This window comes from Rahnella variigena, from assembly GCF_003610915.1.
Lineage (GTDB): Bacteria > Pseudomonadota > Gammaproteobacteria > Enterobacterales > Enterobacteriaceae > Rahnella > Rahnella variigena.
Genome location: NZ_NSDJ01000001.1, coordinates 2,397,127 through 2,411,577, shown reverse-complemented (window position 1 = coordinate 2,411,577; position 14,451 = coordinate 2,397,127). Strand labels below are relative to the sequence as shown.

Annotated in this window: 12 protein-coding genes; 8 read left to right on the top strand and 4 right to left on the bottom strand. The window is 52.4% G+C overall.

Going from position 1 to position 14,451, the window contains the following annotated elements; translation table 11 throughout:
• Nucleotides 1-15: 15 nt before the first annotated feature.
• On the bottom strand, nucleotides 16-381 hold the full coding sequence (gene yebF, locus CKQ54_RS11240; RefSeq protein ID WP_120160698.1) for a protein YebF: 366 nt from the start codon (nucleotides 379-381) through the stop codon (nucleotides 16-18).
• 199 nt (nucleotides 382-580) lie between these two features.
• On the bottom strand, nucleotides 581-1,963 hold the full coding sequence (dbpA, locus tag CKQ54_RS11235) for an ATP-dependent RNA helicase DbpA (RefSeq protein ID WP_120160697.1): 1,383 nt from the start codon (nucleotides 1,961-1,963) through the stop codon (nucleotides 581-583).
• A gap of 261 nt (nucleotides 1,964-2,224) precedes the next feature.
• On the opposite strand from dbpA, the gene purT reads away from it, so the two are divergent.
• A complete protein-coding gene (gene purT, locus CKQ54_RS11230; protein WP_120160695.1) occupies nucleotides 2,225-3,403 on the top strand; it encodes a formate-dependent phosphoribosylglycinamide formyltransferase in 1,179 nt (392 codons plus the stop codon).
• A 99-nt stretch (nucleotides 3,404-3,502) separates the two neighbouring features.
• Here purT and CKQ54_RS11225 read toward each other — a convergent pair whose 3' ends face one another.
• A complete protein-coding gene (locus CKQ54_RS11225; protein ID WP_112291045.1) occupies nucleotides 3,503-3,682 on the bottom strand; it encodes a YoaH family protein in 180 nt (59 codons plus the stop codon).
• Nucleotides 3,683-3,844: 162 nt separating this feature from the next.
• On the opposite strand from CKQ54_RS11225, the gene pabB reads away from it, so the two are divergent.
• From pabB to CKQ54_RS11205, 4 genes are all read left to right on the top strand, one after another.
• Nucleotides 3,845-5,224, top strand: coding sequence for an aminodeoxychorismate synthase component 1 (gene pabB / locus CKQ54_RS11220; protein WP_120160693.1), 1,380 nt, complete (start codon nucleotides 3,845-3,847; stop codon nucleotides 5,222-5,224).
• Nucleotides 5,221-5,823 (top strand): CoA pyrophosphatase, encoded by a 603-nt coding sequence (locus tag CKQ54_RS11215; protein WP_120160691.1) that lies wholly within the window; start codon nucleotides 5,221-5,223, stop codon nucleotides 5,821-5,823. The genes pabB and CKQ54_RS11215 overlap by 4 nt, the downstream gene beginning before the upstream one ends.
• A 207-nt stretch (nucleotides 5,824-6,030) precedes the next feature.
• Entirely contained in the window at nucleotides 6,031-7,395 is a 1,365-nt protein-coding gene (locus CKQ54_RS11210; RefSeq protein ID WP_120160689.1) for an L-serine ammonia-lyase, read from the top strand.
• Between the two features lie 453 nt (nucleotides 7,396-7,848).
• A complete protein-coding gene (locus tag CKQ54_RS11205) occupies nucleotides 7,849-9,441 on the top strand; it encodes an EAL domain-containing protein (protein ID WP_120160687.1) in 1,593 nt (530 codons plus the stop codon).
• Between the two features lie 78 nt (nucleotides 9,442-9,519).
• Here the strand turns inward: CKQ54_RS11205 and CKQ54_RS11200 are convergent, their stop codons facing one another.
• Nucleotides 9,520-11,079 carry a TerC family protein gene (locus CKQ54_RS11200; RefSeq protein WP_120160685.1) on the bottom strand — a complete coding sequence of 520 codons (1,560 nt, stop codon included), beginning with the start codon at nucleotides 11,077-11,079 and terminating at the stop codon, nucleotides 9,520-9,522.
• A 592-nt stretch (nucleotides 11,080-11,671) separates the two neighbouring features.
• Between CKQ54_RS11200 and manX the strand changes: the two genes are divergently transcribed.
• From manX to CKQ54_RS11180, 3 genes are all read left to right on the top strand, one after another.
• Nucleotides 11,672-12,634, top strand: coding sequence for a PTS mannose transporter subunit IIAB (gene manX, locus CKQ54_RS11190; RefSeq protein ID WP_120160684.1), 963 nt, complete (start codon nucleotides 11,672-11,674; stop codon nucleotides 12,632-12,634).
• Between the two features lie 91 nt (nucleotides 12,635-12,725).
• Nucleotides 12,726-13,523: a PTS mannose/fructose/sorbose transporter subunit IIC gene (locus tag CKQ54_RS11185; RefSeq protein WP_112291058.1), complete on the top strand. Its 798-nt coding sequence runs from the start codon at nucleotides 12,726-12,728 to the stop codon at nucleotides 13,521-13,523.
• Nucleotides 13,524-13,534: 11 nt separating this feature from the next.
• Nucleotides 13,535-14,377 (top strand): PTS mannose transporter subunit IID, encoded by an 843-nt coding sequence (locus CKQ54_RS11180; protein ID WP_112291060.1) that lies wholly within the window; start codon nucleotides 13,535-13,537, stop codon nucleotides 14,375-14,377.
• Nucleotides 14,378-14,451: the final 74 nt, after the last annotated feature.

Below are 14,451 nucleotides of genomic sequence, written 5' to 3'. Positions count from 1 at the left end.
GGACGCAGTCGGTGCTTATAACGGCGCGCTGTAGCTGATTTCGCCAATCTGACAGTTGAGGGTCACCTGATAGGTTTTATCGGTGTGATCACCACGCACTTTCAGCGGGATATCCCATTTCGCATTACTGCCGCTGATGCTGTCGGTCACCACCCACGCGACCGGCGTGGAAGTGCCGAGCACTTTTTTATCCGCATCCCAGCGCGGAATACGATTTTGCAGGAAATCACGTTTTACCAGCGCGGCCACGTCATCTTTGGTGGCCATGGCGCACGGTGTCACCGTTGCCGTTCTCACTTCGGGTTCATCAGCCTGTGCGACCTGGCTCAGGCTGCTCATTCCTGCAACGGCCATCACAACGCCCAAGATTAACTTTTTCATCGTTCGTCTTCCCAGTCTTTGTCGTTCATCCAGTTGACCTTGCCGGAGCCGTGGACCTTAAAAATAATAGCCCCACTAATGGCAAGGTCATCGCTTGCGTTAGATAATATAATCCTCAACAAGGCAATAACACAACATTAACAATATGACGTTCGATTCAAAGATAAGCCGTTAACGTAAAATTATCAGCGCAAAGCCTTTATCGTAAAATGATGGCCTTACAGTTTTTGCCTTTGATTTTCCCTTCCTGCAAACGCTGCAATGCTTTCTTCGCGCTTTTCTGGCGGATCGCCACATAGGCGTGAACCGGGAACATATCGATTTTACCGACTTCAGCAGCGGTTAGTCCTGCATCGCCTGTCAGCGCACCGAGAATGTCGCCGGGACGGATTTTGGCTTTGCGGCCGCCATCAATACACAATGTCGCCATTTCAGGATCCAGCGCCACCGGCGTTGCGGCCAGCGCCTGAGCAGCAGGCTGCCAGGTGAAACGCTGACGGGTATAATCTTCCAGCGCGGTCACACGCGGCATTTCCTGCGGCGTCACCAGGCTGACGGCCAGACCGCTCGTTCCTGCACGGCCGGTACGCCCCACGCGGTGAACGTGAACTTCCGGATCGAAAGACAGCTCGTAGTTGATCACCAGTCCCAGCTGTTTAATGTCCAGCCCGCGCGCGGCCACGTCTGTCGCTACCAGCACACGGCAACTGCCGTTGGAGAAACGTACCAGCACGCGATCGCGATCACGCTGTTCAAGGTCGCCATTCAGCGCCAGCGCGCTGATGCCTTTCGCTTTCAGGTCATCACAAACATCCTGACAGTCACGCTTGGTATTACAGAACACCACGCAGGACGTTGGCTGATACTGATACAGCACCGCAGCCAGCAGGGATAAACGCTGTTGCTTACCGGCTTCAATGAAGATTTGCTGAATATCGGCAATGTCATCTTCACCTTCGATTTCAACCTTCAGCGGCTGACGCTGGAATTTGGAACTGATGCGCTCAATGCCGTCCGGATAGGTCGCGGAGAACAGCAACGTCTGGCGGTCCTGCGGCGTATAGCTGACGACATCCTCGATATCTTCACTAAAGCCCATGTCCAGCATGCGGTCAGCTTCATCCAGCACCAGCACTTTCAGCTCGTCGAGCTTGAGCGTGCCTTTACGCAGGTGTTCCTGAATACGGCCCGGCGTACCCACCACAATGTGCGGCGGATGGACCAGGGATTCGAGCTGGGGCCCGATCGCCTGGCCGCCACACAGGGTCAGAATTTTGATGTTCTGGGTAAATCGCGCCAGACGACGTAACTCTTTACTGACCTGATCGGCCAGTTCACGAGTCGGACACAGCACCAGCGCCTGAGCAACAAACTGTGAAACGGTAATGCTGTTCAGCAAACCAATACCAAAGGCGGCCGTTTTACCGCTGCCGGTTTTGGCTTTAGCGCGAACGTCCTGACCTTGCAGAATAGCAGGCAAAGAGGCTTCCTGAATCGGGGTCATTTCGGTGTAACCCAGTTCATTCAGGTTGGAAAGTTGCTCAGCGGGCAATGTCAGGGCAGAAAAGGAATGCGTGCTCAAGGCGATAACTCTTTATGTGAGGCAAAAATCGGGGCAGCGGCAGGAAGCCTGACGCCATGGTTTGGCTAAATGATAACAGAGACGCTCACCGGCTGCCTTAAACAGCAGAAAACAGGCTGAAAAAAATCCTGTAAAACACATTTTTGTTGCACAGAGAATTTTACCTGACGTGCCGCGCAATCGTTTTCGTCGCCGTTTATTTCAGATATACTGCGCGCCGAAATTCCTGTTTTCACTCATCACAGATCTGGGTACGAAGCTATGTTAACCATTGGTACTGCACTGCGCACCGGCGCCACCCGCGTCATGTTATTAGGCTCTGGCGAGCTGGGTAAAGAAGTGACCATCGAATGTCAGCGTCTTGGCCTGGAAGTGATCGCCGTTGACCGCTACGCCGATGCACCGGCGATGCAGGTCGCTCATCGCAGTCATGTGATTAACATGCTTGACGGCGACGCGTTGAAAGCAGTTATCGAAAGTGAACGCCCTGATTTTATCGTGCCTGAAATCGAAGCCATCGCAACCAGCATGCTGGTTGAGCTGGAAAAACAGGGCCACAACGTGGTGCCTTGCGCCGAAGCGACCCGGCTCACCATGAACCGCGAAGGCATTCGCCGTCTGGCCGCTGAAACCCTGGAATTACCGACATCGACGTATCAGTTCGCTGATAATGAAGCGGCTTTCCGTCAGGCCGTCGATGCCATCGGTTATCCGTGCATTATCAAGCCGGTCATGAGTTCTTCCGGTAAAGGCCAGAGCCTGATCCGCAGCGCCGATCAGTTGCAGACCGCATGGGATTACGCGCAGCAAGGCGGCCGTGCAGGCGGCGGACGCGTGATTGTTGAAGGACTGGTGAAGTTTGATTTCGAAATCACTTTACTGACCATCAGCGCTGTTGATGGCATTCATTTCTGCGCGCCAATCGGACACCGTCAGGAAGACGGCGATTACCGCGAATCCTGGCAGCCACAGCAGATGACTGAGCTGGCATTGCAGCGTGCAAAAGACATCGCGGAGAAAGTGGTGAAAGCGCTGGGCGGCAAAGGCCTGTTCGGCGTTGAGCTGTTCGTGTGCGGCGATGACGTGATTTTCAGCGAAGTCTCCCCTCGCCCGCACGACACCGGTATGGTGACGCTGATTTCTCAGGATCTGTCCGAGTTTGCGCTGCATGTGCGCGCGTTCCTCGGCCTGCCTGTGGGTAAAATCCGCCAGTTCGGCCCTTCTGCATCTGCCGTGATTCTGCCGGAACTGACCAGCAATAACGTCACGTTCAGCGGTCTGGAAAATGCGCTGACGGGCTACAATCAGGTTCGTCTGTTCGGCAAGCCGGAAATCAGCGGTAAGCGTCGTCTGGGCGTGGCGCTGGCGATTGCAGACAATGTTGAAGACGCCGTGGAACAGGCGAAAAAAGCGGCCGCTGCGGTGGTTGTTAAAGGCTAGACGATTCAGAATGCTGAGACGAAAAAAAACCGGACGCCTGAAAAGGGTCCGGTTTTTCTTTGTCATGACGTAAGCAGTGACGCAAACCGTCAGTCAGTTTTATTCGTCTTCGTCATCAAAAATGACGGTTACGCGGTCGCCTTTATGCGTTTCGCGAATTTCTTCTGCAACGGTCGCAATGGCTTCGCCGCTGCTCATGCCGTTTTCCATTAACTGGCGGATACGATCGGCGGCCTGTTCTTGTTCATGATGTGATAATGAAGGCATACCTGTCAGCATGGGAGTGTCCTGTTGTACTGGTGATAAATAAAGCCCGCGAAAGGCGGGGTTGCACAGTATACGCCTAAATAAGGCAAATCGCCTGCGCTGCTTTCAGCCCCTCAGTTCTGTGTTAGGATCGGCCTAAAATACGTCATCGCGCCAGAGAAGCTTATACCAGCCATGCAAGCCACCCAGTCCGTTGTTTTTCACTCCTTACCTTATCAGCCAGATGCACTGACAGAGCGCTTCACACCGCTTTCCGCCCTGCCCTGGGCGATGCTTTTACACTCAGGTGCAGCACAGCATCAGCATAACCGTTTCGATATTCTGGTGGCGGATCCGCTGATAACATTGACCACCCGTGGCGGGCTGACGCAGATTGAAAAAAATGGCGTGGAACAATGCCGGCAGGACGATCCCTTCGCCTTGCTTGAAGAGCAGCTGACTGCTTGCGGATTACACGCAGAAAGCTCGCCTGACTTTCCGTTTCTCGGCGGCGCTCTCGGGCTGTTCGGCTATGATTTAGGGCGTCGCGTTGAGGATCTGCCGCAAATCGCGATACGCGATATTGAGTTGCCCGATATGGCTGTCGGGATTTATAACTGGGCGCTGATCGCCGATCATCATTTGCAGCGTTTGACATTGATTTGTCATGGCGATATTTCTGCACGTTTACACTGGCTTGATGAGCATCAGAAAATCCGCTCTGCATCAGCGCCTTTCCGGCTGAATGCGCCGTGGCAGGCGAATATGAGCCGCGAAGAATACGGTCAAAAGTTCAGGCAGATTCAGGAATATATCCGCGACGGCGATTGTTATCAGATCAATCTGGCGCAACGCTTTTCAACGGATTACAGCGGCGATGAATGGCAGGCTTTTCTGCGTCTGAATCAGGCCAACCGCGCGCCTTTTTCTGCGTTTTTACGTCTGCCGGAAAACACCGTTCTCAGTCTGTCGCCGGAGCGTTTTATCTGGCTTAAAGAAAACCAGATCCAGACGCGGCCAATTAAAGGTACCCTCCCACGCTGTGAAGATCCGACAGAAGATGCGCGACAGGCAGAAAGGCTGGCAGGATCGGAGAAAGATCGTGCCGAGAACCTGATGATTGTCGATTTGCTGCGTAATGATATCGGGCGCGTCGCCGTACCTGGCAGCGTGCGCGTGCCGGAACTGTTTGTGGTTGAACCGTTCCCGGCGGTGCATCATCTGGTCAGCACCATCACTGCGCAGTTACCGCAAGATTGCCATCCTGCGGCCTTGTTACGCGCCTGTTTCCCCGGCGGTTCCATTACCGGCGCACCGAAAGTGCGTGCAATGGAAATCATCGAAGAGCTCGAGCCACATCGCCGCAACGGCTATTGTGGCAGCATCGCATATATCAGCTGTTGCGGCACCATGGACAGCAACATCACCATCCGCACGTTACTCACGTCGCAGGGAAAAATTCATTGCTGGGCAGGCGGCGGGATTGTGGCGGACAGTGAGGAACAGGCAGAATATCAGGAAACCTTTGATAAGATTGCCCGTATTCTGCCTCAGTTAGGAGAAGCATCATCGTGACTTTGCTGGAACAACATGCGCCAATTCAGACACTTTCCCCCGCCGTGGAAGATTTCATATTGCGCTTTCAGTTGCAGCAACCTCGCCAGCCCGCACCGGCGCTGCGCGGAACCCGTCACGCTGCGGTGCTGATCCCGATCATTTGCCGCCCTGAACCTACGCTGTTACTGACACGACGCTCCGACCAGCTGCGCAAACACGCGGGACAAGTCGCCTTTCCCGGCGGCGCGGCGGATGCTTGTGATGCGTCGATTATCGCCACGGCCTTGCGTGAAGCGCAGGAAGAAGTCGCCATTCCGCCTGAACAGGTTTATGTATTAGGCACACTTTCGCCGCAGGATAGCAGCAGCGGTTTCCGGGTCACACCGGTAGTGGGGCTGTTACCCGTCGATGTGCCGCTGCATCCGGCTGAAGAAGAAGTCGCCGAGTTGTTTGAAATGCCGCTGCGTGAAGCTTTTGATCTGGCACGTTATCACCCTCTGGATATTCATCGCCGGGGCATTCATCACCGCGTTTATTTGTCCTGGTATCAGCAGCAATTTGTCTGGGGTCTCACCGCCGCTATCATCCGTCAGCTCGCCGGACAGGTCGAAGTCTGAGCGCTCTGATTACATAGCGATCACACTTTTGCATCAAATAAGTTTATTTCATGCGAAAAATGAAACTTTTGCCTCTCAGCCCTTTTAAACTATAAGTCTATCCATAAGAACAAGAGAGCCGTCCATAAAGACGAAATCTCGCTGTCGTTCATTTATGGAAGCCAGGGATCCCGTTCCCTGCCGCAATCTATTACAGGAGTATTCGACGTGATTAGCGTTTTCGACATGTTCAAGGTCGGGATTGGCCCTTCCAGTTCCCATACTTTGGGCCCGATGAAAGCCGGTAAACAGTTCGCTGATGACCTGCTGGAAAAGGGCATGATGCCTGCCGTTACGCGTGTCGCCGTGGACGTTTTTGGTTCTTTGTCTCTGACAGGCAAAGGCCACCACACAGATATCGCCATTATTTTAGGCCTGGCCGGTAATCAGCCAGACACCGTCGACATTGACGGAATTCCCCACTTTATCCGCGACGTTGAGCAACGTGAGCGTCTGCCGCTGGGCACCACTCAGCATGAAGTAGATTTCCCGCGTGATACCGGCATGGTGTTCCGCGGTGAGAATTTGCCACGCCATGAGAACGCCATGCAAATCCATGCGTTTGCTGGCGATAAAATGATTTACAGCAAAACGTATTATTCCGTCGGCGGCGGTTTTATTGTCGATGACGAACACTTCGGTCAGCCGGTTCTCGACGAAGTCACCGTGCCTTACAGCTTTAATTCGGCCAGTGAAATGCTGGCGAAATGTAAGGAAACCGGCCTGTCATTATCCGGGCTGGTGATGAAGAACGAGCTGGCGCAACACAGTAAGCAGGAGATCGACCAGTATTTCGAGAAGATCTGGCACACCATGCAAGCGTGTATCGATCGCGGTCTGAATACTGAAGGCGTGTTGCCGGGGCCGCTGCGGGTACCGCGCCGTGCATCTGCCCTGCGCCGGATGCTGGTGTCAAACGACAAGCTTTCCAGTGATCCGATGAACGTGATCGACTGGGTGAATATGTTTGCGCTGGCGGTTAACGAAGAAAATGCGGCTGGCGGACGCGTAGTGACTGCGCCAACCAACGGTGCGTGCGGCATTGTGCCGGCGGTACTGGCCTATTATGACCAGTTTATTCAGTCGGTCAGCCCTGACATTTACCTGCGCTATTTCCTGACCTCCGGCGCTATCGGCATTTTGTATAAAATGAATGCGTCGATTTCTGGTGCAGAAGTCGGTTGTCAGGGCGAAGTGGGCGTAGCCTGTTCGATGGCGGCAGCAGGTCTGACGGAATTGCTGGGCGGCAGCCCTGAGCAGGTGTGTGTCGCTGCCGAAATTGGTATGGAACACAACCTCGGTCTGACTTGTGATCCGGTAGCCGGACAGGTTCAGGTGCCGTGCATTGAGCGTAATGCCATTGCATCGGTGAAAGCGATTAACGCTGCCCGGATGGCACTGCGCCGCACCAGCGAGCCAAGAGTGTCTCTGGATAAAGTGATCGAAACCATGTACGAAACCGGTAAAGATATGAATTCAAAATACCGTGAAACGTCGCGTGGTGGTCTGGCGATTAAGGTTCAGTGCGACTGATTTTACTTTCGCATTGGTAGTTTCCTGCGGTTCTTCAGCTGAAGCGTTTTTAGCCGGGTTACCGCAGGAAATACCATCTGGACCAAAGCTGGCAGCAATAAAACCTTCGTTAATGACAACCTGTTGTATTATCGAAACATAATGGATGTGTCACTTGCATTATACCCCGCCGGTACGGCATGCTGTTTTCCGCCTGATTTTCCCGATCGTTGAGTCTCTTAATACAGAAAAATACAGGCCAGGTTCCTCGGGGAAAATATAAGTGACAACGTCACTTAGGCTGACTTTCTTTAATTTCCACTCAGAAACTGAGTGTATTTTCCGCAACTCAGGCTGAGCATCCGACGATTTACAGCTACTATCAATAAAAACACACTGGCTGTTACGCATCGGTAAACCTTTAAAAAAATAATTTGAGCCTGCAATTAACACGGGATAAAAAGGATTAGAACGATGCTGTTCTCCCAGACCGGACTTGCGAAGTATCGCTACTATCGCATTGCGCTTGCCTGCGCGATGGGGATATGTACTTTGCTTCTGACTCTTGGCATTCGTATTTACGAACAAGCACAGGTCATCGCAGAAGACCAGCAACGTGTCGCGCTGCACACCGTTCAGAAGCTGGAAAAACTACTCGAACCGGCGTCACCTGCCGGAAAATCAACGCCTCTGGATCAGACGCTTGGCTGCAGCGTCCTGCAATCGTTACTTCAGCAAAAAGTCGCCCGGCTGCAGACATTACGCTCTATCAGCCTGGTCAGTGACGGTAAAATCACCTGTTCAAGTCTGGTCGGTGCGCTGGATCTCAGCCTCAACGACATTTTGCCGTCATTTTCTCAGGGCCTGACGCAACTTGAACTGCGGGCTTCGAAATGGAGCCGTGTCGATACCCCGACACTGGTTCTCTGGAATCCCTCAACACCGGATAACCGTAACGGCGAACTGTTTGTTTATAATATTGGCATATTGTCGAATTTCCTGCTCGAACCGCAACCGCCCTATGCCAGCCATATCGTTTTGAACGTTGGTAAGCAATATCTCGAGTATGGCAAAAAGGACATCATCAGCAGCGACGATCTTCCGTACCCTCCTCTGCTGAGTGAGAGATCGCAAAAATATGATTTCTCTGTCTCCATCTTCGGAGAAAAAGCCAGCGAACTGGCCTGGAATGAACTCCCCTCACATTTACCGCTTTCGGTGTTAATCAGTTTACTGACGGCCACCGCGGTTTATCTGCTTTCCGGCAGCAGGATCAGTCTGGCCTATCCGATCAGCCACGGCATTTCACACCGCGAATTTAAGGTCTATTGCCAGCCGATTATTAACAGCGATGACGGCCGCTGTATCGGTGTGGAAACGCTGATGCGCTGGAAAAACCGCAGGCAGGAATGGGTGTCGCCTGATGTATTTATTCCGCTGGCAGAACAGCACGGGTTAATCATCTCACTTACCCGCTATCTGATTAAAACCGTTGCCGATAATCTGGCGGTCTTCCCGGCGACTCCAGGCTTTTATGTCAGCATTAACGTAGCAGCGCAGCATTTCAATAATATGGAAATTGTGGATGATATCCGCAAGCTGTGGCTTCCGGCTCAGCCTTCTGTCTCACTGATGCTTGAACTGACCGAGCGCACGCGTCTTCAGGAACTGCGTGCCGCGGAAATTTCGCAGCTCAAGGAAATGGGAATTCTGCTGGCTATTGATGATTTTGGTACCGGCCACAGTTCACTGAGTTATCTCAAAACCCTGAATCCGGATGTGCTGAAGATTGACCAGGCATTCACAGCATCCATCGGAACCGATGCCATCAACGCGACGGTCACGGACACCATTATTACGCTGGCGCAGCGGCTGAATTTAAAGCTGATTGCTGAAGGGGTGGAAACCCGCGAACAGGTTGATTATCTGCGTAAACGCAGAGTGGATTCTTTGCAGGGCTACTACTTTGCACGCCCGATGCCGGTAGAAGTTTTCCCCGTCTGGCTGGAGCGTTATCAGAAATCGAACCAAAATATGGAACCTCAGGACGTTCAGGGTTCCGTCTGACCCCAAGTATTCACACCATTTCAGGCATAAAAAACGGCGACCGGAGTCGCCGTTTTACCTTCAGGCATTGCGCCAGATTTAGTGGCTTTCGTCCCACTGATCTTCTGACTTAATCCGGGTGATGCGGACACGCTCGATGCGATAGTCTGTCACCTCAAGGATCTCAAAGTGCAGCGACGCCATTTCAATCACTTCACCGGCAACCGGCATCTGGCCTGATTTCGACAGCAGCAATCCGGCCAGCGAAGCAAAATCATCATCCGCATTTACCAGATTGTTCACGTCGAGAACTTGCTGAAGAAGGTGTAAGTCTGTCCCGCCTTTCGCAATCCATGACTCACCGTCAGCAATCACATCCGGCATTTCATCTTCGTCCGGGAACTCACCGGCAATGGCTTCCAGCACGTCCAGCGGCGTGACAAGCCCCTGAATCACACCAAACTCATTGTTTACGACCACCAGACGCCCCCTGGCTTTACGTAATACCGCCAGCAGATTGATCACATCCATGGTTTCCGGCACCACAATCGGCGGCGTTTTTTCGGCGAAAGCCACGATGTTTTCGCCGTTCTCCAGCGCCACCAGCAGGTCTTTCGCACGTACTACACCGATGACATCATCCAGAGAATGACGGCAGATCGGGAACAAACTGTGCGGCGTATCCAGCAGCTGACTGCGGATTTCAGCCGGTGACTTTTCGCAGTCCACCCATGAAATCTCGGTGCGCGGCGTCATAATAGTGCGCAATGTCCGCGATGCCAGCGTCAGAACGCCCGTTATCATATGGCGCTCTTCTTCTGCAAAAGCTTCTGATGCAGGCAGTACATCACCGACTGGCTCATCTTCATTCTGATGCTGACGTTTCCCGCCCATCAGGCGCTGAATGGCCTCGGCGGTGCGCTCACGCATCGGACGATTAGACTGGCTTTTCAGGAAGTTACGGCGTGCAATCTGGTTGAACAGTTCAATCAGAATGGAGAAGCCGATCGCCGCGTACAGGTAGCCCTTAGGAATATGGAAGCCAAAACCTTCCGCTATCAGGCTCAGACCAATCATCAGCAGGAAGCTGAGACACAGCACCACTACCGTCGGATGATTGTTCACAAAACGCGTCAGCGATTTAGACGCCAGCAGCATCACACCCATGGCGATCACCACGGCGGTCATCATCACAGCCAGATTATTCACCATACCGACTGCAGTTATCACGGCATCCAGCGAGAAGACGGCGTCGAGCACCACAATCTGCGCCACAACCGACCAGAAACTGGCATAGCCGCGGTTCGGTGTTCCCTGTTCGTCATGCCCTTCCAGCCGCTCATGCAGCTCGGTGGTGGCTTTAAATAACAGGAACAGACCACCGACCAGCAGGATCAGATCCCGCCCGGAGAAGCTGAACTGCGCAATGCTGAACAGCGGCGTGGTCAGTTTAACCATCCACGAAATCAGCGACAGCAGGCCCAGACGCATAATCAGCGCCAGCGAAAGGCCGATAATACGGGCCTTATCGCGCTGCTTAGGCGGCAGTTTATCCGCAAGAATGGCAATAAAAACAAGGTTGTCGATACCCAGAACAATTTCCAGGACAACAAGCGTCAGCAAACCGACCCAAATTGAAGGGTCCATCAAAAATTCCATGTCAGACTCCGCAATGAGTTAAAGAAAAATGACGCAAAGAAACGCGTGACGTCCGGCGGTCAGAAGACATGCCAGAGGCGGTCACGATAAAAATCTCAGATGAAAGCGGTTTCAGTGCGGCAGTAATCAGGCCCAGTGGGGCGTATTTGCCGGTAAGAATGAGGTGATAGTGCGAAGAATAGTGACGTCGGTGACAGTCCATAGGGAGGGCTGAGGCCCGGTACTCCTGTTCAATGATTCGGAAAATCACTCTATCAGGAATGATTATTTGAATAAAGTGTGATTTTTTACGATCCGCATCATTTTGAAACATCTATGCTGTTTTAATGTGCAATGTGAAAACGTATTCACAATACGTCGTTCAATAACGGACAACCGTCACAAAAATTATTTTTTCGCACACTAAAATAAATCACGTCGCACAACCTGTTGAGGTTCTGCAATTTTACTGTTTTGCAGTCTTATCAGAAATTAAGGAACGTTAGTACGCAGGGAATGCCCTGTCCGCCTCAGGAATAAAAACGGGCGGATATCATCAGCACCATTACTTATGTGCATAACTCTTTTCAAGAGTTAACAGAGGAGGTAGCGAGTGAGTATTGCTATTATCATCGGCACGCACGGGTCAGCAGCTGAGCAGCTGCTGAAAACAGCGGAAATGATTTTAGGTGAACAAGATAATGTCGCCTATATCGATTTCGTTCCCGGCGAGAACGCCGAAACCCTGATCGAAAAGTACACGGCAAAGTTGGGTAGTTTAGACACCAGCAGCGGCGTCCTTTTCCTGGTCGACACCTGGGGGGGCAGCCCGTTCAATGCCGCCAGCCGTATTGTTGTCGATAAAGAAAATTACGAAGTTGTCACCGGTGTCAATATCCCAATGCTGGCAGAGACTTTCATGGCTCGCGATGACAACCCTTCTTTCGCAGAACTGGTTGCCATTGCAGTAGAAACAGGTCGTATCGGCGTGAAAGCGCTTAAAGCCCCTGAACCTGCTGCCCAGGCCCCTGCTGCCGCACCTGCGCCAAAAGCAGCCGCCCCGGCTAAACCTGCCGGTCCGAACGACCATATGAAGATCGGCCTTGCCCGTATCGATGACCGTTTGATTCATGGTCAGGTCGCGACCCGCTGGACCAAAGAAACCAACGTAACCCGCATTATTGTTGTCAGCGACGAAGTGGCTGCCGATACCGTGCGTAAAACGTTGCTGACTCAGGTTGCTCCTCCTGGTGTTACTGCACACGTTGTTGACGTCGCAAAAGCCATCCGTGTCTGGGATAACCCAAAATACGCTGGCGATCGCGTGATGTTGTTATTCACTAACCCGACTGACGTTCTGCGTTTAGTTGAGGGTGGCGTGAAAATCACCTCCGTAAACATCGGTGGTATGGCTTTCCGCCAGGGTAAAACTCAGGTGAATAACGCAGTGTCTGTCGACGAAAAAGATATCGAAGCGTTCAAGAAATTGAATGAAAAAGGTATCGAACTTGAAGTGCGTAAAGTTTCTACAGACTCTCGCCTCAAGATGATGGATCTCATTAATAAGATGAATTAATAAGCACATCGCAAATGTGCAGATTCCCTCAACGTTATCTGCCTGATGTGCCTGTTTATACTCAGCGTCCTTTGGTCATAGGAGAAGTGCAATGGAGATCACCACACTACAAATTGTGCTGATATTTATTGTTGCATGTATTGCCGGGATGGGTTCGATCCTGGATGAATTTCAGTTTCACCGCCCGTTAGTTGCCTGTACTTTGATTGGTTTTGTTCTTGGTGATGTTAAAACCGGGATCATCATCGGCGGTACGTTGGAAATGATTGCACTTGGCTGGATGAACATCGGTGCTGCTGTTGCGCCGGATGCCGCCCTCGCCTCTATCATCTCTACCATTCTGGTTATCGCAGGCGGACAGTCTGTCGGTGCCGGTATCGCACTGGCTATCCCGCTGGCGGCTGCCGGTCAGGTATTAACCATTATCGTTCGTACTATCACTGTTGCCTTCCAGCACGCAGCGGATAAAGCGGCTGAGAAAGGTAACCTGAACGCCATTACCTGGATCCACGTTTCCGCGCTGATCCTCCAGGCAATGCGTATCGCAATCCCTGCTGTGATTGTTGCTGTGTCTGTGGGTACTGCGATTGTTCACGACCTGCTGGCTTCAATCCCTGAAGTGGTCACCAACGGTCTGAACATTGCCGGTGGTATGATCGTTGTGGTTGGTTACGCCATGGTTATCAACATGATGCGTGCTGGCTACCTGATGCCATTCTTCTACCTTGGTTTCGTTACTGCCGCATTCACCAACTTCAACCTGGTTGCACTGGGTGTGATTGGTGTGGTGATGGCTGTTCTTTACATCCAGTTGAGCCCGAAATACAACAAGTCTGCGCAGGCAGCGGCTGCACCGGGTGTTAACGATCTCGACAACGAATTGGATTAAGGGTGAAGGACATGGTTGATCAAACTGCAGTTAAAAAACTCACGGCCAGCGATATTCGCGGTGTGTTTATGCGCTCCAACCTTTTCCAGGGGTCATGGAACTTCGAACGTATGCAGGCTCTGGGCTTCTGCTTCTGTATGGTGCCTGCCATCCGTCGTCTCTACCCTGAAAATAACGACGATCGCAAAGCGGCTATCAAACGCCATCTGGAATTCTTTAACACCCATCCTTACGTTGCAGCCCCTGTACTGGGTGTTACGCTGGCGATGGAAGAACAGCGTGCCAACGGCGCACCTATTGACGACGCGGCCATCAACGGCCTTAAAGTCGGTCTGATGGGGCCTCTGGCTGGTGTGGGTGACCCGATCTTCTGGGGTACTGTTCGTCCGGTGTTTGCTGCACTGGGTGCGGGTATCGCGATGACCGGTAGCCTGCTGGGGCCGTTGCTGTTCTTCATTCTGTTTAACCTTGTACGTCTGCTGACCCGCTACTACGGCGTGTCTTATGGCTACAAAAAAGGTGTCGATATCGTTAACGATATGGGCGGCGGTTTCCTGCAGAAACTGACCGAGGGGGCGTCAATTCTCGGCCTCTTTGTCATGGGCGCCCTGGTTAACAAGTGGACGCACGTTAACATTCCACTGGTGGTATCAAAAATCACCGACCAGACAGGCCATACCACGGTCACCACTGTCCAGACGATTCTGGATCAGCTGATGCCAGGCCTGGTGCCATTACTGCTGACCTTCGGTTGTATGTGGCTGCTGCGTAAGAAAGTGAACGCCTTGTGGATCATCGTTGGCTTCTTCGCCATCGGTATCTTCGGTTACTGGATTGGCCTGTTAGGTCTCTGATAACCACTCAACCGGGGGGTCATTCCCCCGGTTTTTTTATGACCTGATTTTGCTGTTTTTGATTTGCCTTTTGT